Raw genomic sequence first — 22,742 nt, forward strand, 5'->3', positions numbered from 1 at the left:
ACCCGTCAACACCTCCCCGCAAAATTCTTCCGCCCAATCCGCTAAACCCCTGAACCGCAACGGAACATGGCAATAGCATCGGCGCGTATACAGGCAAAGATGTGTTTGAGGGCAGGCGAAACTCCATACGGAACGACTCAAAACATAAGCTGCCGCCCGAGGGCGGCAGCTTATGTTTTGCCGCAAACGACATCTATTCCAGCACATACCACCCCGGCGCATCGTCAAGCTTGGCATGCTTGCGGGTGGCAACCTTGGGCTTGACCTGCTCGCCCGAACGCCCCGACAACCATGAAGTCCAACTCGGCCACCACGAACCCGCCTGTTTTTGCTGACCCGCCTTCCATACATCCGGTGATTGCCCCGCCTCTGCACCACCCTGCCAATAAGCGCGCTTCGAATCCGGACGCGGCGGGTTGACGATACCGAGGATGTGGCCCGACGTGGAGAGCGTAAAGGCGATGTTGCTCTTGGCGCGCTCGATCAGCTTCCAGGTCTGCTTCCATGGCGCAATATGATCCTCTTCGGTACTGACCATGAAGAGCGGCGTCTCGATACGCCCTATATCGATGGCTTCGCCAGCGATGGTCAATGCGTCGGGTTGGATCAGCTTATTGTTGAAATAGAACTCGCGCAGGTAATAGCAGTGCATGCGCTCGGGCATGCGGGTGGTGTCCATGTTCCAGTAGAGCACGTCGAACGCCATCGGTGTTTCGCCCAGTAGGTAATTACCCACCCAGTAATTCCAGACCAGGCTGTTGGCGCGCAGCATGCGAAAGCTCGCTGCCATCTCCTTGCCATCGAGGTAGCCTTTGCGGCGAATGGTGTTTTCGACGAAGGCAAGGCCTTCTTCATCGAGAAAGACCTCGATATCACCCGGCATCGAAAAATCGGTCAGCGACGTCAGCAAGGTCGCACTGGCAATACGCGCCGCATCACCACGCTTGGCCAACCATGCGAGATAGGTCGCGACCAGCGTACCGCCGATGCAATAGCCGGCAAGGTTCACCGCGTCGCTACCGCTGACTTCGCGCGCCACTTCGACGATGCGATCAATACCCTCGGTGATGTAGTCGTCGAATGCCAGCTCGCGCTCGTCCGGCCCCGGGTTCTTCCAGCTGGTAATGAATACCGAATAGCCCTGCTCGACCAAGTAGCGCACTAGGCTTTTCTTCGGATCGAGATCGAGCACGTAATACTTGTTGATCCACGGCGACACGATCACCAGCGGCACCTTGTGCACGGTGGGCGTGGTCGCCTCGTAGTGGATCACTTCCAGCAGGTGGCCACGGTAGACCACCGCGCCTGGCGTGGTAGCCAGGTTCTCACCAACCTTGAACGCGGACATGTCGGTCATGGCAATGTCACCCGCCGCCTGATCGCGCGCGAAGTTCTGCCAGCCCTGCACGACACTGTCACCACGGGTCGCCAGCGCCTTGGCCATGGCCACCGGATTGAGGAAAAAGTAATTGGTCGGCGCAACGGCGTTCAGCACCTGCCGCAGCCAGAAGGCGGCACGCGAACAGCCGTTCTCGCACAGGCCCGGCGTAGCGTAGAGCGCATCCTGCAGCCAGCGGGTATTGAACAGATACCACTCCTTGATGCCATCCCAGAACGGCGAGTCGCGCCAGATCGGATCGGCGAAGCGGGTATCGTCCGGGTGCGGCGGGAACAGGTCGGTGTCGGGCTCACCCCAGAAACGGCGAGCGGTAAAGGTGACCCAGTGCACATAATCCGCGCCCCAGCCCCCCAGCGTTTCCGCCAGCTTGTCCGGATGGCTCAACCAGGCCCGCTGGGCATCGAAGGTGGTCTGGACCAAGCCGAACGGATCGAAGGCTTGGCGTAGGCTGTGCTGCAGCGTGTCGAACCGCTCTTGCTGCTGGGCGAAGAAATCGGAAGGCAACGACATGGGCTACTCCGTGGACGGACCTCGTTGCCCAGCTTACGCTGCAGCGCAGCATGCCTCAAGGCCGTCATCGCCGGCCGACCGCTCAAAGGCCGCTGGCTGCGGCCCTCGCCTCGGCAAGATCAACCGGAGTGCCGACATTGATCCAGACGCCGCTGAAGTATTCGCCAGTCACGCGCCCGGCGCGCGCCGCATCCGCCAGCAACGGACCGAGCTTGGCCACCTCACCAGCGGCGACCCCATCGATAATAGACGGGCTGCAGACGGCGATATTGGCGTAACACAGGCGAGGCACCGCATCGGGCGCGATCAAACCATCAACCAGGGCAAAATCGCCATGGGGGTGATAGAGCGGATTGTCGACCATCACCAAGTGGGCCAGTCGCTGCGGATCAGCGCGCATGGCAGCCGCGACTGGCAGTAGCCGGGTCAGGTCGTACTCACTGTAGACATCACCGCTCAACAGCAGGAATGGCGCTTCGCCGAGCAATTCGCGCGCCTGGGCGATGCCACCGGCAGTCTCCAGCGCTTCGGCCTCGCGCGAGTAATTAATGCGTACCCCCCATTCTGCACCATTACCCAAGCGCGCCTCGATTTGCTCACCCAGCCAGGCATGGTTGATCACCACCTCGGTGATGCCAACTCGAGCCAGTCGGCGCAAATGCCAGCCCAGCAATGGTTCGCCACCCACATCGAGCAGCGGCTTGGGGCAGGTGTCAGTCAGCGGGCGCATGCGCTCGCCGCGCCCGGCAGCCAGGATCATCGCTTTCATGCTTGCCTCAGAAGGTGAAGCCGACTTCGATCTTCTCGCCACGCGCATCGAGCAGCAGGCGTCCAAGCGGCGTGAGTTCGCTGTAACGCTGACAGACGCTGCGCACGTAATCGAACACCCGCGGGATGTCGGCGAGATAGCGCGACTTGCCGTCGCGATGGTTGAGCCGGGCGAACAGGCCCAGCACCTTGAGGTGGCGTTGCAACCCCTGCCATTCGAACGCAGCATAGAATTCGCTGAAATCCTCCGGCACCGGCACGCCAGCCGCGCGGGCCTGCTCCCAATAGCGGATGGCCAGATCGAGCACGAAACCTTCGTCCCAACTGATATACGCATCACGCAGCAGCGAAACCAGGTCATAGCTGACCGGACCACTGACCGCGTCCTGGAAGTCGAGCAAGGCCAGCTCGCCGTCGACCACCATCAAATTGCGCGAGTGGTAATCGCGATGCATGAAGACATGGGTCTGCGTCACATTACGCGCCACGATCAGCGCCACGCTACGCTCCCACACGGCCAGTTGCTTGTCGTCGAACGTTTGCGCCAAATGGACACCCAGATACCATTCGCGGCAGATTTCAATCTCCCGACGCTGGAAAGCGGCGTCGAACTGCGGCAACTGCACATGCGTCAGTCGCGACTGGATCGCGACCAGATTGGCAATCGCCTTCAGATACCACGCCTTGGCAGTCGCCGCATCGTCCAGCAGCGGCGTCAGCTCCTGGCTGCCGAGGTCCTCAAGCAACGTCAGGCCCAAGGTCGCATCGTGGGCGAAGACCGTCGGCACCCGGATGGCCGCGGCGGCCAGCTCGGCTTGCCGCGCCAGAAACGGGGCCGCATCGAACTGGGTCGGCTCGGCATCCATCACGATCACGCTATCCGTCGTATAACGCGCACGCCAGTAATGGCGCACACTGGCATCCGAGCCACCGACTTCGAGTGACTGAGGGGCATTACCTCGCATTTGGCGCAACCAGTCGATAATGACGGCCCGGCGATCAAGGTGGGGAACTGGCGGATTCACGGCGGTTTGCTGCATGGCGGACGACAGGATGCGGTAGAATCCGCGGATTCTATCTCAACCCCGGCCGCATGATCGCCCTACCGCCGCTCCGCCTCTCGGCATTGACGCTCGCCCTGCTCGCAGCCCACCTCCATGCCGAGGAAGCGACCGAGTCGCCAGTCCAGGTGGAAGCCGACGAGGTGAAAGGCCATACCCAGCAAGGAGCCGAAGCCCGCGGCAACGTGATCATCACGCGCGACACCACCGAAGTGCGCGCCGACTGGGCCACATACGACGTACCGACCGATCACGTCACCGCCGGCGATCACGTGGAAATGCGCCGCGATGGGGATCTGCTGACCGGGCGTGAGCTTGACTACTACTTGGAGCAACGCCGCGGCTCGCTGACCGATCCCGACTACAAGATCGCGCAAGGGTTGGCACGTGGCGATGCTGTCAAACTGCTGTTCGAAGGGCCAGACCAATATCGTTTGGAGCGCGCGCGCTTCACCACCTGTCCGGTCAACAATGACGATTGGTACATCCATGCTCGGGACCTGTCATTGGATTACATGACCAACACCGGGATCGCCCGCAATGGCTGGGTCGAGTTCTACGGCGTGCCCATCCTGTACTCGCCATGGATGAATTTCCCGCTGTCGGGCAATCGCCAGACCGGCTTTCTGGCCCCTACCATCAGCCTAGACAGCCGAAACGGCTTCGATCTGACCACGCCGTTCTACTGGAATATCGCCCCCAACTACGACGCAACTTTCTACCCCCGGTACCTCGCCAAGCGTGGCATGATGGCCGGCGGCGAGTTTCGTTATCTGCAGCCAAGCTATGCCGGCATGATTCGTGGCGACTATCTGAACGACAGCGAAACCGAAGATAGTCGCTACAGCCTGCTGTTCCAGCACCGCCATCAGATCACTGATCGCCTGTCCCTGGCAGTGAATGCGCAGAAAGTATCGGACAACGACTACTTCAACGATTTCGGCAATCAAGCCGAAATTGCCGCAATTGATAATCTGCCACGCGAAGCCACGTTCAACTACAGCGGTGATGGTTGGTACAGCTATTTGCGCTGGCAACGCTTCCAGACCATCCAGAACGCCGACAACTCGGTGGAAGTGCCGTACGCGCGCTTGCCGCAGCTGTATTTCGGTGCCACGCCACAATGGATTCCGGGGGCGCGTATTGGCGTCAATGCCGAGTATGCCGATTTCCGGCACCCGACCAAAACAGAGGGCGAGCGGGCCTGGGTCTATCCAACCGTCGCCTATCCGATTCAGAACGCCTATAGCTTCGTCACACCCAAGATCGGCCTGCATGCTACGCAATACCGGTTGCATGAAACCGACGGCGAAGAGAGCGAATCCCGTGTCGTGCCATTGTTTAGCCTGGATTCCGGGCTGGTGTTCGAGCGAGAGGATGAGTTCCGCAGCTTGACTTATACGCAAACACTGGAACCGCGGGCCTATTACGTCTACGTACCGTATCGCGACCAGTCCATGTTGCCCAATTTCGATTCGGGGCAGACCGACTTCTCGCTGGCGCAGATCTTCACCGAGAACCAATTCTCCGGGAATGACCGGATCAATGATGCCAACCAGCTCACGCTGGCCGTGACCAGCCGCTTCTACGAAACGGATAGCGGACTGGAGCGGCTGTACGCCACGTTGGCACAGCGCTTCTACTTCTCCGATCAACGTGTCACGCTCGATGCGCCAGGCCGGCCGGCCAGTCAAAACGAGTCGGACATGCTGGTCTCCCTCGGTGGCCAGCTTTGGCGCAACCTTACCGCCAGCTACAGCCTGCAGTACAACTGGCAGGATGCCCGTACCGGGCGTGCCGAAGTCGGCCTGTCGTGGCAGCCGGGCGAAGCGCGCGTGCTCAACTTGCGCTACGTGATGAATCGGGTGACCGATGATACCGAGCAGATTGATGCCTCATTCCAGTGGCCATTGGGTCGCGGCTGGTACGGTGTGGGGCGGGTGAATTACTCGCTGAAGGACAATCTGGCCCTCGACAGCCTGTTCGGCGCCGAATACAACGCTGGTTGCTGGGGGCTGCGCTTGGCGGTCCAGCGCTACCTGACCAGTGGCGACCGTTACAACACCACCTACTTCGCCATGTTGCAGTTGGGTGCCCTGGGCGGCTTGGGCAGCAACCCGCTCGGTACGCTGCGTAATATCATTCCGGGTTATACCGACCCCTATCCTCAAGAGCAGTGACCAACGATGAAAGTGTCCTCCCTGTTGCTTCCCTTCCTGCTCGCCGCCACGCTAGGCGGCACGATCGCCCACGCAGAAGTGCGGACCGTCGACCGTGTCGTTGCCGTGGTCAATCGCGGCGTCATCACCGAGGGTGAACTCGATGCACGCATCGCCTCGGTGAAAAAGAATCTGCAGGGCAAGGATGTAAAGCTTCCGCCCGAAGAAGTGCTGCGCCAACAGGTACTCGAACGCATCGTCTTGGAGCAGGTGCAACTGCAATATGCTGCGTCGGTCGGCATCCGGGTCGATGATGCCCAGCTGGAACGCGGTATCGCGCGCATCGCTGAACAGAACAAATTGTCACTGCCGGAATTCCGCGCCAAGTTGCAGGCATCCGGCCTGACCTGGAAGGCTTTCCGCGAAGACATCCGCAACGAAATTACCATGAGCCGCTTGCGCGAACGCGAGGTCGACAACAAGGTTCAGGTGACCGACGCCGAAGTTGATGACTATCTCAAGCTCAATGCCGGCAAGACCGATCAGCAATACCAGCTCTCGCAAATCCTTGTCGCAGTACCGGAAAACGCCAATCCGGACCAGATCCAGACACGCCGCGCGCGCATCGTCGCAGCCCGGCAGGAGCTTGCCGACGGCAAGGCCTTCGCCGGTGTCGCGGCACAATATTCCGATGCCAAGGAAGCCACCAGCGGCGGTTCGCTCGGCTGGCGCTCGGCTGGCAGCCTGCCACCTGCCTTCCTCGAGCTGTTGCAGGACATGAAGCCCGGTCAGCTCACCGACATCGTTCGCAGCCCGATGGGCTTTCATCTGTTCCGCCTTGACGATAAACGCACCGATGACAAACGCCAAGTGGTGCAACAGACCCATGCCCGCCACATCCTGATCAAGACCAACGAATTGGTGTCCGAGGCCGATGCCCGCCAGAAGCTCCAACAGCTGCGTGATCGAATCGTCGGCGGTGCCAAATTCGATGACATCGCCCGTGCATTCTCCGAAGACACCAGTGCCGCCAGTGGCGGTGATCTCGGCTGGATCAACCCGGGTGAGACCGTTCCCGAATTCGAGCAGGCAATCAACACCCTGAAGCCCGGCGAACTCAGCAATCTCGTCCGCTCGCCATTCGGTGTGCACCTGATCCAGGTGATTGCACGCCGGAACCAGGACGTGACCGAAGAACGCGAGCGCTTCCAGGCACGTATGGACATCAAGCAGCGCAAGGCCGAGGAAGCCTACGACGACTGGCTACGTCAGGCCCGCGACCGCGCCTACGTCGACGTCCGTCTCAAGGATGAGTGATGCGCCCGGTCCTCGCGCTGACCACCGGTGAATCGGCCGGGATCGGCCCGGAAATCGCCGCGCAAATTGCGGCAGCCGGCCATCCGGCGCGGGTGGTCCTGCTCGGAGACCAGGAACTGTTGCGCGAGCGCGCCGCAGCCATCGGCATCCACGCCGACTGGCCTGTATTCGATCCAGCGCGCGATGACGACATCGCGGTGCTGCATGTGCCGCTGGCCGCGCCGTCGCTGCCGGGCGTGCTGGCGACTGCCAATTCGGCTTATGTGCTACGGCTGCTCGACATCGCCGTCGACGGCTGCATCGATGGCCGTTTCGCCGCCATCGTCACCGCGCCGATCCACAAGGGCGTGATCAACGACGCGGGCGTTGCCAACGGCTTCTTCTTCGGCCACACCGAGTATCTCGCCGCACGTACCGACACCAAGCAGGTGGTAATGCTACTCACTGGCGGCGACATGCGCGTCGCGCTCGCCACCACCCATCTCCCCCTGGCCGACGTACCGGCGGCGATCACGCCCGAATCGTTGTCGCGCACGCTGCGCATCCTCGATGCCGACCTGAAGCAGAAGTTCGGCATCGCCGAACCGGCCATCCTGGTCGCCGGACTCAACCCGCATGCCGGCGAAGCCGGCCACCTCGGGCGCGAAGAGCTCGATGTTCTTATCCCGACGCTGGAGGCCCTGCGTGCCGAAGGCCTGCGCCTGATCGGCCCATTGCCGGCCGACACGCTGTTCAACCGCAAGCAGCTGGAACGTGGTGACGCCGTGCTGGCCATGTACCACGACCAGGGTCTGCCGGTACTGAAGTACGCCAGCTTCGGCCACGGCATCAATGTCACGCTGGGGCTGCCGCTGATCCGCACCTCGGTCGACCATGGCACCGCGCTTGATCTTGCCGGTACCGGCCGGGCCGATCCGGGCAGCCTGCGCGCCGCGCTCGATCTCGCCGCTGAGCTGGTTGCCCGCCAGCGCAGCGTCGTCTGATCGCCTAGCCTGTTATCTCTTACTCGCCTTTCAAACCATGTCGCATATCCCCCGCAAGCGTTTCGGCCAGAACTTCCTGCAGGACCAGGGCGTGATCGGTGCCATCGTCAGCGCCGTCTCACCGCAACCAGGTGACGTGCTGGTCGAGATCGGCCCAGGTCTCGCTGCGCTGACCGGCCCGCTGCTGGCCCAGACCGGTCGCCTGCACGCGGTGGAGATCGATCGCGATATCGTCGCGCATCTGGCAACCCGCTTCGGCGACGAACTCACCGTGCACAACGTCGACGCGATGAAGTTCGACTTCGGCCAGCTCGCCGACGACATCGCGCCGGGAGGGCAACTGCGCCTCGTCGGCAACCTGCCGTACAACATCTCGACACCGCTGCTGTTCCACCTCGCCAACTTCGCCGACCGCATTGCCGACATGCACTTCATGCTGCAAAAGGAAGTGGTCGACCGCATGGTGGCCGAGCCATCGACCACCGACTACGGCCGGCTTTCGGTGATGCTGCAGCTGCGCTTTCATATGGAGCGGGTACTCGACGTGCCGCCAGAGTCGTTCTACCCACCGCCCAAGGTCGATTCCAGCGTGGTACGCATGGTGCCGTGGCCCACGCCACGCTATCCGGTACTCGACCTGCCGCTGCTGGAAGACCTGGTGGTCAAGGCCTTCGGTCAGCGCCGCAAGACACTGCGCAACAACCTCAAGGGCATCGTCGACGACGCGCTGTTTGCCGAACTCGGCATCGACCCTGGCCTACGCCCGGAAAACCTTGAAGTGGCCCAGTTCGTCGCCATCGCCAACGCACTGGCCCGTCGCTGAGCGTGTTCAGGGTTTTCCCACCTTGCCGTGGCAAGCCGACGTCGACACAATCCGGGCAAATCCCAGGCAGAACAACACCATGATCCGCTTTACCAAGGTCAACAAGTGGTACGGCCGCGAGCACCATGTGCTCAAGAACATCGATCTCGAAGTGAAGACCGGCGAAGTCGTCGTTGTCTGCGGCCCCTCCGGCTCGGGCAAGTCCACACTGATCCGCACCATCAACCAGCTAGAACCGGTCGAGGAAGGCGAGATCTGGATCGGCGACGTGCAGGTGAACAATCCGCGCACCAACATCAATCGGGTGCGCGAGCACGTCGGCTTCGTATTCCAGCATTTCAATCTGTACCCGCACCTGTCAGTGTTGGACAACATCACGCTCGCCCCGATCCAGGTGAAGAAGCTGTCGCGTGCCGCCGCCGAGGAGCGCGCAATCGCGCTGTTGACCAAGGTAGGGCTCGCGCACAAGAAGGACGCCTATCCAGCCAACTTGTCCGGTGGCCAGCAACAGCGCGTCGCCATTGCCCGCGGCCTGGCGATGGAGCCCAAGGTGATGCTGTTCGACGAACCCACCAGCGCGCTCGACCCTGAAATGATCGGCGAAGTGCTGAAGGTGATGCAGGACCTCGCCGAATCGGGCATGACCATGATGGTGGTTACCCATGAGATGGGCTTTGCCCGCGAAGTAGCCGATCGGGTGCTGTTCCTCGACCACGGCGAAATCCTCGAGGACACCACGCCCGAAGCCTTCTTCAGCAACCCACGGCACGACCGGGCCCGGCAGTTCCTCAAGCAAGTGCTGGCGCCAATGCACGGATGAAGTGCCAAGCGTAGCAAATCACCCCAATGTGCAACAAAAGCCGCCAACAGGCGGCTTTTTCATTTGAACATCAGACAAAAACAGCGGACCCCGGGGATAAGCTAGGGATATCACTGAGAGCGTGTGATAGGCCGCCTGCCTATACTGCGTCCACGCAAAGTCCCCTATTGGAGTGTGTGATGAAAAAACTGCTGCAACTCAGCCTCGCCGTTTCCGCCCTCTTCGCTGCTGGCGCCCACGCCGAAGAACTGAGCGGTACGCTGAAGAAGATCAAGGACAGCGGCGTCATCGTCGTCGGCCATCGCGATTCCTCCATTCCCTTTTCCTATCTCGACAACCAGAAGCCCATCGGCTACTCGATGGACCTTGCCAACAAGATCGTCGAGAACGTGAAGAAAGAACTGAAGATGCCCAACCTGCAGGTGCGCTACAACCTGGTCACCTCGCAGACCCGCATCCCCTTGGTGCAGAACGGCACCGTGGACTTCGAGTGCGGCTCGACCACCAACAACCTGGAACGCCAAAAGCAGGTGTCGTTCTCAGTCGGCATCTTCGAGATCGGCACACGCCTGTTGACCAAGAAGACTTCCGGCGTGAAGGACTTCGCCGATCTTTCAGGCAAGAATGTCGTCACCACTGCCGGCACCACCTCGGAGCGCCTGATCAAGTCCATGAACGCCGAGAAGAAGCTGGACATGAACATCATCAGTGCCAAGGATCACGGCGAATCGTTCCTGATGCTGGAATCGGGCCGCGCCGTCGCCTTCATGATGGACGATGCGCTGCTGGCCGGCGAAATGGCCAAGGCCAAGAAGCCGGATGACTGGGCCATCGTCGGCAAGCCGCAATCGTATGAAATCTATGGCTGCAGCATGCGCAAGGACGATCCGCAGTTCAAGAAGGTGGTCGACGACGCACTCAAGACCGCGTTCAAGTCGTCCGAGATGAACGCCATCTACAAGCGCTGGTTCGAAAGCCCGATCCCACCCAAGGGCCTGAACATGAAGTTCCCGATGAGCCCGGAACTGAAGGAACTGCTGGCCAACCCGACCGACAAGTCGGCCGAGCAGATGTAACTAGGCAGTACCCAGAGAAATCGGCGCCGGGGCCATGCGCCCGGCGCCGATTTTTTCTAACCTAGCAACAGAAGGCGTTTGAAACGCCTCGCCTCGACCACACGGTGGGAGGAACATCATGAATTACAACTGGGACTGGAGCGTCTTCTTCAAGTCCACCGGCATCGGCGAGGAAATCTACCTCGACTGGTTCATCACCGGCCTAGGTTGGACCGTCGCGCTGGCACTGTCAGCGTGGGTGATCGCGCTCCTGCTCGGCAGCCTGCTCGGCGTGATGCGCACGCTACCTGGGCGATACGCCGCCCGTATCGCTGGTGCCTACGTCGAACTGTTCCGCAATGTGCCACTGCTGGTGCAACTGTTCGTCTGGTACTTCATCGTGCCGGACTGGCTGCCCGAACCGCTGGAAACGTGGTTCAAGCAGGATCTCAATCCATCCACCAGTGCCTTCATCAGCGTCACCATCTGTCTCGGCCTCTTTACCGCCGCGCGGGTGTGCGAGCAGGTGCGCACCGGCATCCAGGCGCTGCCGCGCGGTCAGGCCATGGCAGCCTATGCTCTGGGCCTGCGCCCGCCCCAGGTCTACCGCCAAGTGCTGCTGCCACAGGCCTTCCGCATCATCATCCCGCCGCTCACCAGCGAATTCCTCAATGTATTCAAGAACTCGTCGGTCGCATCGTTGATCGGCCTGATGGAGCTCCTGGCGCAGACCAAGCAAACAGCCGAGTTCACCGCCAACCTGTTCGAAGCCTTCACTCTTGCCACGCTGATCTACTTCACGCTCAACATGGGCTTGATGCTGTTCATGCGCTGGGTGGAGAAAAAGGTGCGCGTGCCGGGCCTGATCGCCCTGGGAGGTAAATAATGGACTTCTCCCCTATCGTTCCCGCCCTGCCTTCGCTGTGGGAGGGCATGCTGCTGACACTGAAGCTGCTGGTGTTGGCCGTGCTCGGTGGCGTGGCGCTCGGCACCTTGCTGGCGCTGGCGCGGCTGTCGCACAACAAGACGCTGAGTTTTCTTGCCGGCTTCTACGTCAACTACTTCCGCTCCATCCCGCTGCTGCTGGTCATCACCTGGTTCTATTTCGTGGTGCCCTTCATCATCGGCTGGGTCACCGGCACCAACCAGCCGATCGGCGCCTTCACGTCCTGCCTCGTCGCCTTCATGATGTTCGAGGCGGCCTACTACTGCGAGATCGTACGCGCCGGTATCCAGTCGATCTCGCGCGGCCAAGTCAATGCGGCCTACGCGCTTGGCATGACCTACAGCCAGACGATGCGCCTCGTGATCCTGCCGCAGGCGTTCCGCAAGATGACGCCGCTACTGCTGCAGCAATCCATCATCCTGTTCCAGGACACCTCGCTGGTCTATGCCGTGGGCCTGATGGACTTCCTCAACAGTGCCCGCTCGCAAGGCGACATCACCGGCAACCTGCATGAGTTCCTGTTGGTGGCCGGCCTCGTTTACTTCATCATCAGTTTCAGCGCCTCGACCCTGGTCAAGCGCCTGCAAAAGAGGTTGACCGTATGATCTCGATCGACAACGTCAGCAAGTGGTATGGCGATTTCCAGGTACTGACCGATTGCAGCACCACCGTGCAGAAGGGCGAAGTGGTCGTGGTCTGCGGGCCGTCGGGCTCGGGCAAATCCACGCTGATCAAGTGCGTCAACGGGCTGGAGCCATTCCAAGCAGGCAAGATTCTGGTCGATGGCACCTCCGTCGGCGATACCAAGACCGACCTGCCCAAGCTGCGATCGCGCGTCGGCATGGTGTTCCAGCACTTCGAGCTGTTTCCACACCTCTCGATCACCGACAACCTGACGCTGGCACAGGTCAAGGTGCTGGGCCGCAAACCGGAAGAGGCAAAGAAGAAGGGCCTCGCGCTGCTCGACCGTGTCGGCCTCTCGGCTCAAGCAGCCAAGTTCCCCGGCCAGCTCTCGGGCGGACAACAGCAGCGCGTCGCGATTGCCCGTGCGCTGGCCATGGACCCGATCGCCATGCTGTTCGATGAACCGACCTCGGCACTCGATCCCGAGATGATCAACGAGGTGCTCGACGTGATGGTCGAGCTTGCCCAGGAAGGCATGACCATGATGGTGGTCACCCACGAGATGGGTTTCGCCCGCAAGGTGGCCGACCGGGTGATCTTCATGGACCGTGGCGCCATCGTCGAGGATGCGAAGAAGGACGAGTTCTTCGGTAGCCCCCGAAGCGAGCGCGCCCAGGCCTTCCTGTCGAAAATCCTGGCACACTGATCCCGCTCCGGCCCAAACAAAAACCCGCCGCTGGCGGGTTTTTGTTTGGTGAAGAAAGCACTCAGATCTTGCCCGATAGCCCCAACCGCATCCACAGCTCGGCCACGCCCGCTGGCACCGGCTCGCTGAAATGAAAACCCTGCAGATACTGCACACCCAGGCCCTGCAGAAAGCGTGCGGTCTCCAGGTTCTCCACACCCTCGACCACGATGTCGAGATCAAGCCCGTGCGACAACTGCACGATGGCCTGCATCACACGCCGGCCTTCGTCGGTATGCAGCCGCTGCGTGAACGACACGTCCACCTTCAGCAGCTGCGCCGGCATCTCGTGCAGCTGCGATAGCGACGAATAACCTGTGCCGAAATCATCGATCGCCAGCGCAAAACCGGCAGCGCCGAGCAGCTTCAAGTGCTTGAGCTGGCGCGAGTAATCGGTGAGCGCCACCGATTCGGTGATCTCGATAATGACATCGGACGGGCGCAGCTTGAACTCGCCGAGTCGGTCGACCAGGTTGGACACAAAACGCGGCGCAAACAGCTGGCTGCGTGACACATTGAGCATCAGCTTCTGCGCCAGGCCTGCGTCGCGCCATTCACGCAACTTGCAGAACGCCTGGTGGGTGACGACCTCGGAGAGCTCCTGGATCAGGCCAACCTTCTCCGCCATCGGGATGAAGAGTTCCGGGCTGATCCAGCCACTCTTGTCGTCCTGCCAACGTGCCAGCGCCTCAATGGCGTAGACATCGCCGCCCTTGGCCCGCACGATGGGCTGGTAGTACACCTGCAGCCCCCCAAGACGGATCGCGTCGGACAACCGCGACTGGATCGCCACGTGCTCGCGACCCAGCGCCTTCAGGTGCAGGATATCGCTGTAGAAGCAGGCGTTGTTCCGGCCCGCGTTCTTGGCGTGGTACATCGTGTGATCGGCCGCAGTCAGCAGCTCCTCGCCCGATTCGGCATTGTCCGGGAACACCGCAAAGCCCACGCTGATGGTCGGCTTGGCCTCCATGCCGTCGAGCACCACCCCTTGCCGCGCGGCTTGGCGCAAGCGCTCGGCGATGTCGGACAACCGTGCGGTATCGGTGAGGTCGGGCAGCAGCACCACGAATTCATCGCCGCCCCAACGCGCCAGCAGATCGTTGTCGCGCAACACCGTCTTGAGGCGAGCGGCCAGGTTGACCAGCAGCTCGTCGCCCATCTTGTGGCCGAACGCGTCGTTGATCTGCTTGAAGTGATCGAGGTCGATGAAGCCCAACGCGACCTTGGTGTTGTCGCGCCGCGCGCGGTCGACCGCATGCGCCAGCGCCTGGTCGAGCAACAGCCGGTTGGGCAGCTTGGTGAGGTTGTCGTAGTGTGCCAGCTGGGTGATGTGCTGTTCGTTCAGGTGAGCCACCGTCACGTCGCGCATCACGCCGCGCACGCCATGGCAGCTGCCATCCGGGCCACGCAGCGCGATCAGGCGCGCCTCAACCCACAGGAACTCGCCCTTTTCCTGCATCAGCCGCACCCGCAGGCTGCTCGCCTCGTTGCTGGCCAGCAAGCGGCCCAGCACGTCGGCCATGGACGGCTGGTCCTCTGGATGCACCCAGGTCGACAGCGCCTTGCCCATGTCCTGCGGCAGATTGCGCGCTTCCAGTCCGCGCAGGCCCGCCCAGGCCGGCGTTGCCTCGATCAGCTCGCCGGCCGGTGTCATGTCAACGATCGCCTCTTCCAGCAGGTTGAGCGTGTCGAGCATGGTCTTCTTGCGCGCGGCATCCTGCGCCAACTCGGTCACGTCGTGCACCAGCACCACCACGCGCGGCTCGCCGACCGTCACCGGTTGCAGCCTCAAGTGCAGCCACACGCCGCGCTGCGGCAGCGCGCACTGCACGGTGACGCTGTGCTTGGCCGCCAGCGCCTCGGGAATGGCTGGCGCAAGCACCTGCACGATCTCGGGCGGCAACACCAGCGCAATCGGCCGCCCGGTGATGACCTCCGCACTGGGCAGTGCCGGATGGCCGGACCAGACCTGGCGCACCACGCCCTCGGGGCTCAGTTCGAACACCATGTCCTCGGTGGCACCGACAAGGGCGCGCAGCCGCTGCTGGTTGGCCAGCAGATCATCCTCGACATGCAACCGGATCAGCGCTTGCGCCACGTGGTTACCCAGCATGGACAACAGCTTGAGCTCAGTGGAGCTGCGCTCGCGGCGCTCGTCGTCGTCGAGGAAGGAAAGGAAGCCGAACAGCTCACCGCGGTTCAGCAAGGGAATGCAAAGGATGCGCCGTGCGCCGATTTGCGCCAGCAACATCTGCTCGGCGAGCGGCAGCTCCAGCAGCGACTTGTTGAGCACCATGCCAACCGCCAGCGTGTCGGACAGCATCGGGTAGTTGGCGTATTCGAACAACTTGAGCGGCGCCGGCGTCACAGCGGCAAGCCGGGTGGCCGGATCGCGCCAAGCGGCGACCATGCGGGCGACCGAGCCGTCGGGCACGTTCAGGTAGAGGCTGACGACGCTGGCGCGGGTGACATCGGCCAGCGCAGCCATGGCATCGGCCACGCCCGATGCGCCGTCTCGCGCCAACAGGCGGGCGACAACGCTGTCAAAGGCGTCGAAATAAGCATGGTAAAGGCCCAGCTCCCGCTGCGCGACGAACTGTGAGTCATCGCTCGCCATCCATTCCGGCTTGGCCATCTTTCCCCCTGGGCCGGCGCGTGATCAACGCACCGGCAGAAACACGAACCCCGCGCAGGCATTTGCCAGCTCGGGGTTGTAAGTTTCTGTCGGAAGCGGGGCCGGGTCAACCCTCGTCCAGCGGCCAACTGACGCAGCAACGACGCGCGCAGCCGGACGGAAGGGTCAAATGACGAGCGGTTACTCCTTGCCCGCTGGCGGCTCGATCACCTCGGACCAGCCACATTCCTTCTGTGGGCACTTCTTTTCCACACCGCGGCGCTTGGTGGTCTTGATGGTCAGCACCGGCCACTTGCACTGCGGGCAGGCCTCGGCAATGGGCGGATCCCAGGTGGCATAGTTGCACTTGGGATAGGTGCTGCACGAGTAGAACAGTTTGCCGTAGCGGCTTTTCTTCTCGCGCAGCGTGCCTTTCTGGCACTGCGGGCATTCAACGCCGGTATCCTTGGGCGGCTCCAGCGGTTCGATATGCTTGCACTTCGGGTAGGCCGAGCAACCAATGAACTTGCCGTAGCGCCCCTGCTTGATATGCAGCACCGAGCCGCATTCGGGGCAGCTGCGGCCCTCAACCACCTCAGGTTCGACCGGGGCAGTGGCAGCGTCCTCGTTCAGGTTGCGCGTGTAATCGCATTCCGGATAGGTGGTACAGCCGATGAAGCGACCGCGCTTGCCAAGGCGAATGGCGAGCTTGTTGCCGCACTTGGGGCAATCCTCGTCGAGCTCTTCCTGCGTCACTTCCTTGCGCGACAACCCCTGCTTCTCCACCACCGTGTCGTGGAAGCGTTTCCAAAACTCGTCAAGCACCGGCACCCACTCGCGCGAGCCATTGGAAATCTCGTCGAGCCGGTCTTCCATCTTCGCAGTGAAGTTGTAATCGACGTATTGCGTGAAGTGCTCGGTGAGGAACTTGTTCACCACCTCGCCGGTGTCGGTGGGAATGAAGCGCTTCTTGTCGAGGTCGACGTATTCGCGATCCTTCAGCGTCTTGATGATGGAGGCGTAGGTCGACGGCCGGCCGATGCCGAACTCTTCCAGCGCCTTCACCAGGCTGGCTTCGGAATAGCGTGGTGGCGGCTGGGTGTAGTGCTGCTCGCCGAACACCTTGTCGACCGGCAGGGCCTCGCCCTCTTCCAGCGTCGGCAGCCGCGCTTCGTCCTCGTCATCCGGCTCGACGTCGTCCGCGTCTTCCTGGTAGACCGCAATGAAGCCGGGGAACACCAGCGTCTGGCCACTGGCGCGGAATACGCCCTCGCCCACGGTGATGTCGACGCTGACGGTATCGAACTTGGCCGGCGCCATCTGGCAGGCCAGCGTACGCTTCCAGATCATCTGGTAAAGCTTGAACTGATCCGGGCTGAGATAAGCCTTGATCGATTCAGGCGTGCGGCCGATGGCGGTGGGACGCACCGCCTCGTGCGCTTCCTGCGCGTTTTTCGATTTGTTCTTGTAGACCACCGGTGCGTTCGGCAGGTAGTCCTTATCGAAGTTGCTGCCGATGTACTCGCGGATATCGGCAAGCGCCTCGTTCGACAGCGCCACCGCATCGGTACGCATATAAGTGATCAGGCCGACGGTCTCGCCGCCGACGTTGATGCCCTCGTACAACTGCTGCGCCGTACGCATCACGCGATCAGTGGTCATGCCAAGCTTGCGCACACCCTCCTGCTGCAGCGTGGACGTGGTGAACGGGGCTGCCGGGCTGCGCGATTTCTTCTTTTTCTCGACGCGGGTGACGCGCGCGTCCTGACCGGCCAGGCCCTTGACGATATCGGCTTGCGTCGCTTCGTTCGGGATGTCGAACTGCTCGAGCTTCTTGCCTTGCCATTCGGTCAGCTTCGCGCCGAACTTCTGCCGGCCCTTGTGGCTGTCGAGATGGACAGTCCAGTACTCCTGGGTCTGGAATGCGCGGATCTCGATCTCGCGCTCGCAGATCAGGCGTAGCGCCGGGCTCTGCACCCGGCCGGCTGAAAGACCGGAGCGCACCTTGCGCCACAGCAGCGGCGACAGATTGAAACCCACCAGGTAGTCCAGCGCACTGCGCGCCTGCTGCGCATTGACGAGGTTGCTGTCGATGTCACGCGGATTGGCCACCGCCTGTTTGACCGCCGACTCGGTGATCTCGTGGAACACTACGCGCTTGAAGGTCTTCTCCGGCACCAGGAGCTTCTTGCCCTTGAGGATTTCCAGGATGTGCCAGGAAATCGCCTCGCCCTCGCGGTCCGGATCGGAAGCGAGGTAGACGTGATCGGCCTGCTTCACCGCGTCACAAATGGCATCGACATGCTTCTTGTTCTTGTCGATCACCTGATACTTCATCTTGAAGTCATGCTCGGTATCGACCGAGCCATCCTTGCGCACCAGCCCGCGCACATGGCCGTAGGAGGCAAGAATCTGGAAATCCTTGCCCAGGTACTTTTGCAGGGTCTTGGCCTTGGATGGCGACTCAACGATGAGGAGATTGGCAGGCATGGGCGAGTTCGCGAGTGGTGGCGCTTTATTAATTAGTGGTGGAACCGTGGCTGTGCAAGAGGCGGGCTCGGCACGCGGGATAAATTTGACTCAGTGCAAGGTGGCGCCGTCGCGGCCGAACAGGATGTCCTCGATCAGCAGCACCGCGCCATCCTGACGCTTGTGCCATGCCACCATCAACACCCAGTGTTTCAGTTGTTCGATGCCGGTGATGGCAGGCGCCGCCGAACGGACGCGATCGAGCACCAGCTCGGTCTGGGCCGCATCGAGCGCACCGGCATGCGCCAGGCCGTACCAATAACGCAGGGCCTCGGGGCTCAGCGCGGCGATTTCCTGTGGGTGCAGCTGGCGTTCCAGGTGGCGTCCCGCCAGCGCGGCATAGGGACCGTCATCCAGCCGAGCCAGATCGCCCAGCCAAGCCATGGCTTCGCCGATCTCGTCCTCCTCAAAGCCCGCATCGGCCAGTTCGCTGGCGAGCTTGGGCACGTCGGGCAAGCCGTCGGCGTGAAAAAAGGCTTGAAACAGATAAGCGAGTACGTCCAGCATCGTGATTTCGTAGGATGACACCAAAGCAAAAAACCATCCCGCAGGATGGTCAAACCTGTCGCTGATAGCGACCTCCTGGCAAGGTGGTGACGGCCCCTGCCAATTCCAAGCCCAGCAGAATTGCGCAGAGCGCATCCGTCGTCAAGCCGGTACGACCGATGAGTGCGTCGAAATCGACCGGATCATAACCGGCTGCATCGAGCACAGCCCGTTCGTTATCGCCCAACAGGGCCACCGGTCCGGCCTCCCGTCGCGGACTGGCGCCCCCCGACCAGCCGAGCTCGGACAGGATGTCCTCGGCTGACTCGACGAGCTTGGCGCCATCCTTGATCAATCGATGGCAGCCACGCGCGACCGGCGAATGGATGGAGCCTGGAATGGCAAACACATCGCGTCCCAGATCGGCGGCCTGCCGGGCCGTGATCAACGAGCCACTGCCCAGCGCCGCCTCGACCACCAGCGTGCCGCGCGCCAAGGCTGCGATCAGCCGGTTGCGCCGCGGAAAATGCTCGGCCTTGGGCGGCGTGCCCAGCACGAATTCGGAAACGATCAGCCCCCGCTCAGCGATGTCATGCGCCAACACCTTGTTGGCAGCGGGGTAGACCCGGTCCAAACCGGTACCAACCACCGCCACAGTCGACCCAGCCCCCAGCAATGCGCCACGATGGGCCGCAGCATCAATGCCCGCCGCAAGGCCGCTCACGACCGTGAGGCTGCCTGCGCTCATGCTTTCGGCAAAGGCAGCAGCGTGCTCCAAACCCTGTGGCGTGGCATTGCGGCTGCCGACAATGGCGACTGCCGTCGCGGCCAACAACTCGATACGCCCCTTGCAGAACAACACGGTCGGCGCGTCGGGCAAATCGAGCAGGGTTCGCGGGTAATCCCCATCCGCCAGGGTGACGAGACCGTTGCCTGGTTCGCCCAGCCAGGCAAGATGACGCTCGACCTCGTCGTCACGCGCGCCTTCGGCCACCTGCTTGAATGCCGGAATCAGTCCCGCATCGAGATGAGGCGCAAGCGCAGCCGCAGAAGCAAAAAGCGCAGCTTCGGGACTACCGAAACCGCGCAGCAAGGCCAGCTGGCGCCGGGCGCCGACACCGGGCACCAGCGCAAAGCGCAGCCAGTGCCTCAGGTCGGCATCACTCATTCGGGCGATCTCACCTCGTCCGTAACGTTGATCGGCATGGTGCTGTTCATCACCAGACCATAGGAAATGGTCGGGAACACGCGGTAGATGAAGACGTTGCCGCTCTTTTCCGCCGGGGTGAAACGGTCCGGCTCATCCTTGCTTTCCTTCTTGATCAAGCGTGGTGCCTTGAACGACTCCAGCACGCTGCCGACATCCAGGCCATCGCTGGCACCGCGATTGATCACGATGGTGGTGAATTGCCCGGCCTCGGCCACGCCGCCGTAAGCGGAAACGACCTTGCCCAGCACGGACTGCGCCGGTGCATGCGGCACGAAGTTCATGAACGGCAGGTCTTCAGCTTGCAGCAGACGGCTACCGACGGCCACTTCCTCGCGGTTGCCGACGATGTGCATGGTGGTCACGTCGCCGGGGATGTCGAGCACCGCATCGCCCAGATAATCGACCTCGTTGCCGATCACGCGCTTGCCTTCCGGATCATCCGGATCGATCAGTGCACGGCCCGGGCGGAATACATGCCAAGTACTGCCGACTTCGCCGGCCAGCCCGACTGCATAGACCTTGTCACCGGCGGTGAAGTAGACCCGGTCATCCGGGCCGGCCGCGATGCGCGGAGCGGCCTGCATCTCGGCAGGATCGATCACCAACGGCCGATTGAGGAAGGGCTTGATCGCGCGGAACGGGATACTGGGAGCGGCATCGCCAACCAACGATTCGACGCGGGTGCGTGGGCCCAGTTTGAGCACGCCGTTGGTGCGGCCAGTGTTCTTGCTGTCACGCAGCAGCCGCAGCCGCGGCTGGTCGCCGGAACGGTCGAGCACGATCACGTCGCCAGGGTAGATCCAGTGCGGGTTCTTGATCTCTTCCTTGTTGAGCTGCCAGATTTCCGGCCAGCGCCATGGTTTTTTCAGGAACTTGCCCGATATATCCCACAGGGTGTCGCCCTTGACGACGACGTAGCGATCCGGCGCGTTTTCCTGCAGCGCCAAGGTGTCGGCGAAGACGGAACCAACGCAGCCGCTGAATACCAAAAGAAGGGATATAATCTTTTTTCGCATGGCGACGCTCTTGATTATTGTTGCCGGCAGGGCCGGTGGGCGGGGTGGACAAGGCAGGACGGTCTATCTAAATCGCCTTCAACCCATGCGGTAGCCCCGAAATACCGCCAATTTGATTCTGCATATATTCTTTTTTCGCCGCAAGCTAACATGGCCTTACTCAATATCCTGCAATATCCCGACGAACGCCTGCATACGGTCGCCAAGCCGGTCGCGACCTTCGACGACGCGCTGCAAAAGCTGATCGACGATATGGCCGAGACGATGTACGAGGCGCCAGGCATCGGTTTGGCGGCAACGCAGGTCAATCACCATATCCGGCTGATCGTCATCGACGTGTCGGAAGAACGCAACAATCTGCTGGTGCTGATCAATCCGCAGATCGTTGAAATGGACGGCAAGACCACTTACGAGGAAGGCTGCCTGTCGGTGCCGGGCATCTACGAGGAAGTGGAACGGGCTGACCACATCAAGGTGCAGGCGCTCGATCGCAACGGTCAGCCGTATGAGATCAGCACCGGTGGCCTCTTGGCTATCTGCATCCAGCACGAGATCGATCACCTCGACGGCAAGGTCTTCGTCGAGAAGCTGTCGCGACTGAAGCTGCAGCGCATCGTGCAGAAGCTGAAAAAGAACCAGCGCAAGACCATGTGAACAACCGCAAGGGGGCGCAACGCCCCCTTCTCCATTGCCCGCCCATGAAACTGATCTTCGCCGGAACACCCGATTTTGCCGCCGATGCGCTCGCCGCACTGATCGCTGCCGGGCACGACATCGCCCTGGTACTCACCCAGCCCGATCGTCCTGCCGGGCGTGGCATGAAGCTGTCGCCGTCGCCGGTCAAGGTGCTGGCCGAGCAGCATGGCCTGCCGGTCTACCAGCCGGAGAAGCTGCGCACCGCCGAGCAGCAGGCGCCGCTCGCCGGCATTGATGCCGATGCGATGATCGTCGCTGCCTATGGCCTGATCCTGCCGCAGGCAGTGCTGGCACTGCCGCGCCACGGCTGCCTCAACATCCACGCTTCGCTGCTGCCACGCTGGCGTGGGGCCGCGCCCATCCAGCGCGCCATTGCCGCTGGCGATGCCGAGACCGGCATCACCATCATGCAGATGGATGTGGGCCTCGACACCGGCGACATGCTGTCCGTCCACCGCACGGCCATCACCGGCGACGATACCGCGCAGACGCTGCACGACAAGCTCGCGGCCCAAGGCGCTGCGGCCATCGTGACTGCCCTAACCGATCTGCCGACGCTCCAGGCACACCGCACACCGCAACCCGCCGAGGGCGTCACCTACGCCGAGAAGCTGAAGAAAGAAGAGGCACAGATCGACTGGTCGCGCCCCGCTGTCGAGCTTGATCGCATGGTCCGTGCCTTCAACCCGTTTCCTTCGGCGCAGACCCTGCTCGACGGCACCCCGCTCAAGATCTGGGCGGCCACACCGGTCTCCGGGAACGGTGAAGCGGGAACGGTGCTTGCCACCGGCAAGGAAGGCCTGACCGTGGCCTGTGGTGAGGGTGCCTTGCACATCACCGAACTGCAGAAAGCCGGCGCCAAGCGGGTCGATGCTGCCGCCTTTCTGGCCGGCCACCCACTCGCCGTCGGCAACCAGCTCGGCTAGGTTAAATTTGTTCCATCGCTTCCTTGCGTGGGTCACGCCGCGCCAGCCAGAGGCC

At 62.1% G+C, this 22,742-nt stretch carries 19 protein-coding genes; 11 read left to right on the forward strand and 8 right to left on the reverse strand.

Annotated elements, in window-relative coordinates; translation table 11 throughout:
* Positions 1–193: 193 nt before the first annotated feature.
* From FLM21_RS18185 to FLM21_RS18195, 3 genes are all read right to left on the reverse strand, one after another.
* Complete coding sequence (locus tag FLM21_RS18185; RefSeq protein WP_148716926.1) at positions 194–1,909, reverse strand: PHA/PHB synthase family protein; 1,716 nt, start codon at positions 1,907–1,909, stop codon at positions 194–196.
* Between the two features lie 82 nt (positions 1,910–1,991).
* Positions 1,992–2,678, reverse strand: a complete 687-nt coding sequence (murU, locus tag FLM21_RS18190) for an N-acetylmuramate alpha-1-phosphate uridylyltransferase MurU (RefSeq protein WP_148716927.1) — start codon at positions 2,676–2,678, stop codon at positions 1,992–1,994.
* A gap of 7 nt (positions 2,679–2,685) precedes the next feature.
* The gene (locus FLM21_RS18195) at positions 2,686–3,717 is read right to left on the reverse strand and encodes an aminoglycoside phosphotransferase family protein (RefSeq protein WP_148716928.1); all 1,032 of its coding nucleotides are present in this window, start codon (positions 3,715–3,717) and stop codon (positions 2,686–2,688) included.
* A 53-nt stretch (positions 3,718–3,770) separates the two neighbouring features.
* Here FLM21_RS18195 and FLM21_RS18200 point away from each other — a divergent pair, with 53 nt between their 5' ends.
* The 9 genes from FLM21_RS18200 to FLM21_RS18240 all read left to right on the forward strand — a co-directional run bounded on the left by FLM21_RS18200 (position 3,771) and on the right by FLM21_RS18240 (position 13,171).
* Entirely contained in the window at positions 3,771–5,918 is a 2,148-nt protein-coding gene (locus FLM21_RS18200; RefSeq protein WP_148716929.1) for an LPS-assembly protein LptD, read from the forward strand.
* A gap of 6 nt (positions 5,919–5,924) precedes the next feature.
* Positions 5,925–7,214 carry a peptidylprolyl isomerase gene (locus tag FLM21_RS18205; RefSeq protein ID WP_148716930.1) on the forward strand — a complete coding sequence of 430 codons (1,290 nt, stop codon included), beginning with the start codon at positions 5,925–5,927 and terminating at the stop codon, positions 7,212–7,214.
* Positions 7,214–8,197: a 4-hydroxythreonine-4-phosphate dehydrogenase PdxA gene (gene pdxA, locus FLM21_RS18210; RefSeq protein WP_148716931.1), complete on the forward strand. Its 984-nt coding sequence runs from the start codon at positions 7,214–7,216 to the stop codon at positions 8,195–8,197. The genes FLM21_RS18205 and pdxA overlap by 1 nt, the downstream gene beginning before the upstream one ends.
* Before the next feature lie 37 nt (positions 8,198–8,234).
* The gene (gene rsmA, locus FLM21_RS18215) at positions 8,235–9,020 is read left to right on the forward strand and encodes a 16S rRNA (adenine(1518)-N(6)/adenine(1519)-N(6))-dimethyltransferase RsmA (protein ID WP_148716932.1); all 786 of its coding nucleotides are present in this window, start codon (positions 8,235–8,237) and stop codon (positions 9,018–9,020) included.
* Positions 9,021–9,099: 79 nt separating this feature from the next.
* Positions 9,100–9,840, forward strand: coding sequence for an amino acid ABC transporter ATP-binding protein (locus FLM21_RS18220; RefSeq protein ID WP_148716933.1), 741 nt, complete (start codon positions 9,100–9,102; stop codon positions 9,838–9,840).
* A gap of 179 nt (positions 9,841–10,019) precedes the next feature.
* Positions 10,020–10,916: a glutamate/aspartate ABC transporter substrate-binding protein gene (locus tag FLM21_RS18225; protein WP_148716934.1), complete on the forward strand. Its 897-nt coding sequence runs from the start codon at positions 10,020–10,022 to the stop codon at positions 10,914–10,916.
* A 118-nt stretch (positions 10,917–11,034) separates the two neighbouring features.
* Positions 11,035–11,781 (forward strand): amino acid ABC transporter permease, encoded by a 747-nt coding sequence (locus FLM21_RS18230; RefSeq protein ID WP_148716935.1) that lies wholly within the window; start codon positions 11,035–11,037, stop codon positions 11,779–11,781.
* A complete protein-coding gene (locus FLM21_RS18235) occupies positions 11,781–12,446 on the forward strand; it encodes an amino acid ABC transporter permease (RefSeq protein ID WP_148716936.1) in 666 nt (221 codons plus the stop codon). The genes FLM21_RS18230 and FLM21_RS18235 overlap by 1 nt, the downstream gene beginning before the upstream one ends.
* The gene (locus FLM21_RS18240; RefSeq protein WP_148716937.1) at positions 12,443–13,171 is read left to right on the forward strand and encodes an amino acid ABC transporter ATP-binding protein; all 729 of its coding nucleotides are present in this window, start codon (positions 12,443–12,445) and stop codon (positions 13,169–13,171) included. The genes FLM21_RS18235 and FLM21_RS18240 overlap by 4 nt, the downstream gene beginning before the upstream one ends.
* A 61-nt stretch (positions 13,172–13,232) precedes the next feature.
* Here FLM21_RS18240 and FLM21_RS18245 read toward each other — a convergent pair whose 3' ends face one another.
* From FLM21_RS18245 to FLM21_RS18265, 5 genes are all read right to left on the reverse strand, one after another.
* A complete protein-coding gene (locus FLM21_RS18245; RefSeq protein ID WP_148716938.1) occupies positions 13,233–15,845 on the reverse strand; it encodes a sensor domain-containing phosphodiesterase in 2,613 nt (870 codons plus the stop codon).
* A gap of 180 nt (positions 15,846–16,025) precedes the next feature.
* Positions 16,026–18,314 carry a type I DNA topoisomerase gene (gene topA, locus FLM21_RS18250; RefSeq protein WP_148716939.1) on the reverse strand — a complete coding sequence of 763 codons (2,289 nt, stop codon included), beginning with the start codon at positions 18,312–18,314 and terminating at the stop codon, positions 16,026–16,028.
* 90 nt (positions 18,315–18,404) lie between these two features.
* Positions 18,405–18,860 carry a DUF494 family protein gene (locus tag FLM21_RS18255; RefSeq protein ID WP_187359982.1) on the reverse strand — a complete coding sequence of 152 codons (456 nt, stop codon included), beginning with the start codon at positions 18,858–18,860 and terminating at the stop codon, positions 18,405–18,407.
* Positions 18,861–18,909: 49 nt separating this feature from the next.
* The gene (gene dprA / locus FLM21_RS18260; RefSeq protein WP_148716941.1) at positions 18,910–20,007 is read right to left on the reverse strand and encodes a DNA-processing protein DprA; all 1,098 of its coding nucleotides are present in this window, start codon (positions 20,005–20,007) and stop codon (positions 18,910–18,912) included.
* Entirely contained in the window at positions 20,004–21,065 is a 1,062-nt protein-coding gene (locus tag FLM21_RS18265) for a LysM peptidoglycan-binding domain-containing protein (protein WP_148716942.1), read from the reverse strand. Before FLM21_RS18265 ends, dprA begins: the two co-directional genes overlap by 4 nt.
* A gap of 150 nt (positions 21,066–21,215) precedes the next feature.
* Between FLM21_RS18265 and def the strand changes: the two genes are divergently transcribed.
* Entirely contained in the window at positions 21,216–21,719 is a 504-nt protein-coding gene (gene def, locus FLM21_RS18270; protein ID WP_148716943.1) for a peptide deformylase, read from the forward strand.
* 44 nt (positions 21,720–21,763) lie between these two features.
* The gene (gene fmt, locus FLM21_RS18275) at positions 21,764–22,687 is read left to right on the forward strand and encodes a methionyl-tRNA formyltransferase (RefSeq protein ID WP_148716944.1); all 924 of its coding nucleotides are present in this window, start codon (positions 21,764–21,766) and stop codon (positions 22,685–22,687) included.
* Positions 22,688–22,742: the final 55 nt, after the last annotated feature.

The sequence above is a fragment of the Chitinolyticbacter meiyuanensis genome (assembly GCF_008033135.1).
In the GTDB taxonomy this organism is placed as follows: domain Bacteria; phylum Pseudomonadota; class Gammaproteobacteria; order Burkholderiales; family Chitinibacteraceae; genus Chitinolyticbacter; species Chitinolyticbacter meiyuanensis.

Coding starts and splice junctions, on each gene's coding strand:
- FLM21_RS18195 (WP_148716928.1), bottom strand. CDS start 3,717: ATGCAGCAAACCGCCGTGAATCCGCCAGTTCCCCACCTTGATCGCCGG.
- FLM21_RS18245 (WP_148716938.1), bottom strand. CDS start 15,845: ATGGCCAAGCCGGAATGGATGGCGAGCGATGACTCACAGTTCGTCGCG.
- FLM21_RS18265 (WP_148716942.1), bottom strand. CDS start 21,065: ATGCGAAAAAAGATTATATCCCTTCTTTTGGTATTCAGCGGCTGCGTT.
- FLM21_RS18205 (WP_148716930.1), top strand. CDS start 5,925: ATGAAAGTGTCCTCCCTGTTGCTTCCCTTCCTGCTCGCCGCCACGCTA.
- FLM21_RS18185 (WP_148716926.1), bottom strand. CDS start 1,909: ATGTCGTTGCCTTCCGATTTCTTCGCCCAGCAGCAAGAGCGGTTCGAC.
- FLM21_RS18220 (WP_148716933.1), top strand. CDS start 9,100: ATGATCCGCTTTACCAAGGTCAACAAGTGGTACGGCCGCGAGCACCAT.
- topA (WP_148716939.1), bottom strand. CDS start 18,314: ATGCCTGCCAATCTCCTCATCGTTGAGTCGCCATCCAAGGCCAAGACC.
- FLM21_RS18225 (WP_148716934.1), top strand. CDS start 10,020: ATGAAAAAACTGCTGCAACTCAGCCTCGCCGTTTCCGCCCTCTTCGCT.
- dprA (WP_148716941.1), bottom strand. CDS start 20,007: ATGAGTGATGCCGACCTGAGGCACTGGCTGCGCTTTGCGCTGGTGCCC.
- FLM21_RS18235 (WP_148716936.1), top strand. CDS start 11,781: ATGGACTTCTCCCCTATCGTTCCCGCCCTGCCTTCGCTGTGGGAGGGC.
- fmt (WP_148716944.1), top strand. CDS start 21,764: ATGAAACTGATCTTCGCCGGAACACCCGATTTTGCCGCCGATGCGCTC.
- FLM21_RS18230 (WP_148716935.1), top strand. CDS start 11,035: ATGAATTACAACTGGGACTGGAGCGTCTTCTTCAAGTCCACCGGCATC.
- rsmA (WP_148716932.1), top strand. CDS start 8,235: ATGTCGCATATCCCCCGCAAGCGTTTCGGCCAGAACTTCCTGCAGGAC.
- FLM21_RS18240 (WP_148716937.1), top strand. CDS start 12,443: ATGATCTCGATCGACAACGTCAGCAAGTGGTATGGCGATTTCCAGGTA.
- pdxA (WP_148716931.1), top strand. CDS start 7,214: ATGCGCCCGGTCCTCGCGCTGACCACCGGTGAATCGGCCGGGATCGGC.
- murU (WP_148716927.1), bottom strand. CDS start 2,678: ATGAAAGCGATGATCCTGGCTGCCGGGCGCGGCGAGCGCATGCGCCCG.
- def (WP_148716943.1), top strand. CDS start 21,216: ATGGCCTTACTCAATATCCTGCAATATCCCGACGAACGCCTGCATACG.
- FLM21_RS18255 (WP_187359982.1), bottom strand. CDS start 18,860: ATGCTGGACGTACTCGCTTATCTGTTTCAAGCCTTTTTTCACGCCGAC.
- FLM21_RS18200 (WP_148716929.1), top strand. CDS start 3,771: ATGATCGCCCTACCGCCGCTCCGCCTCTCGGCATTGACGCTCGCCCTG.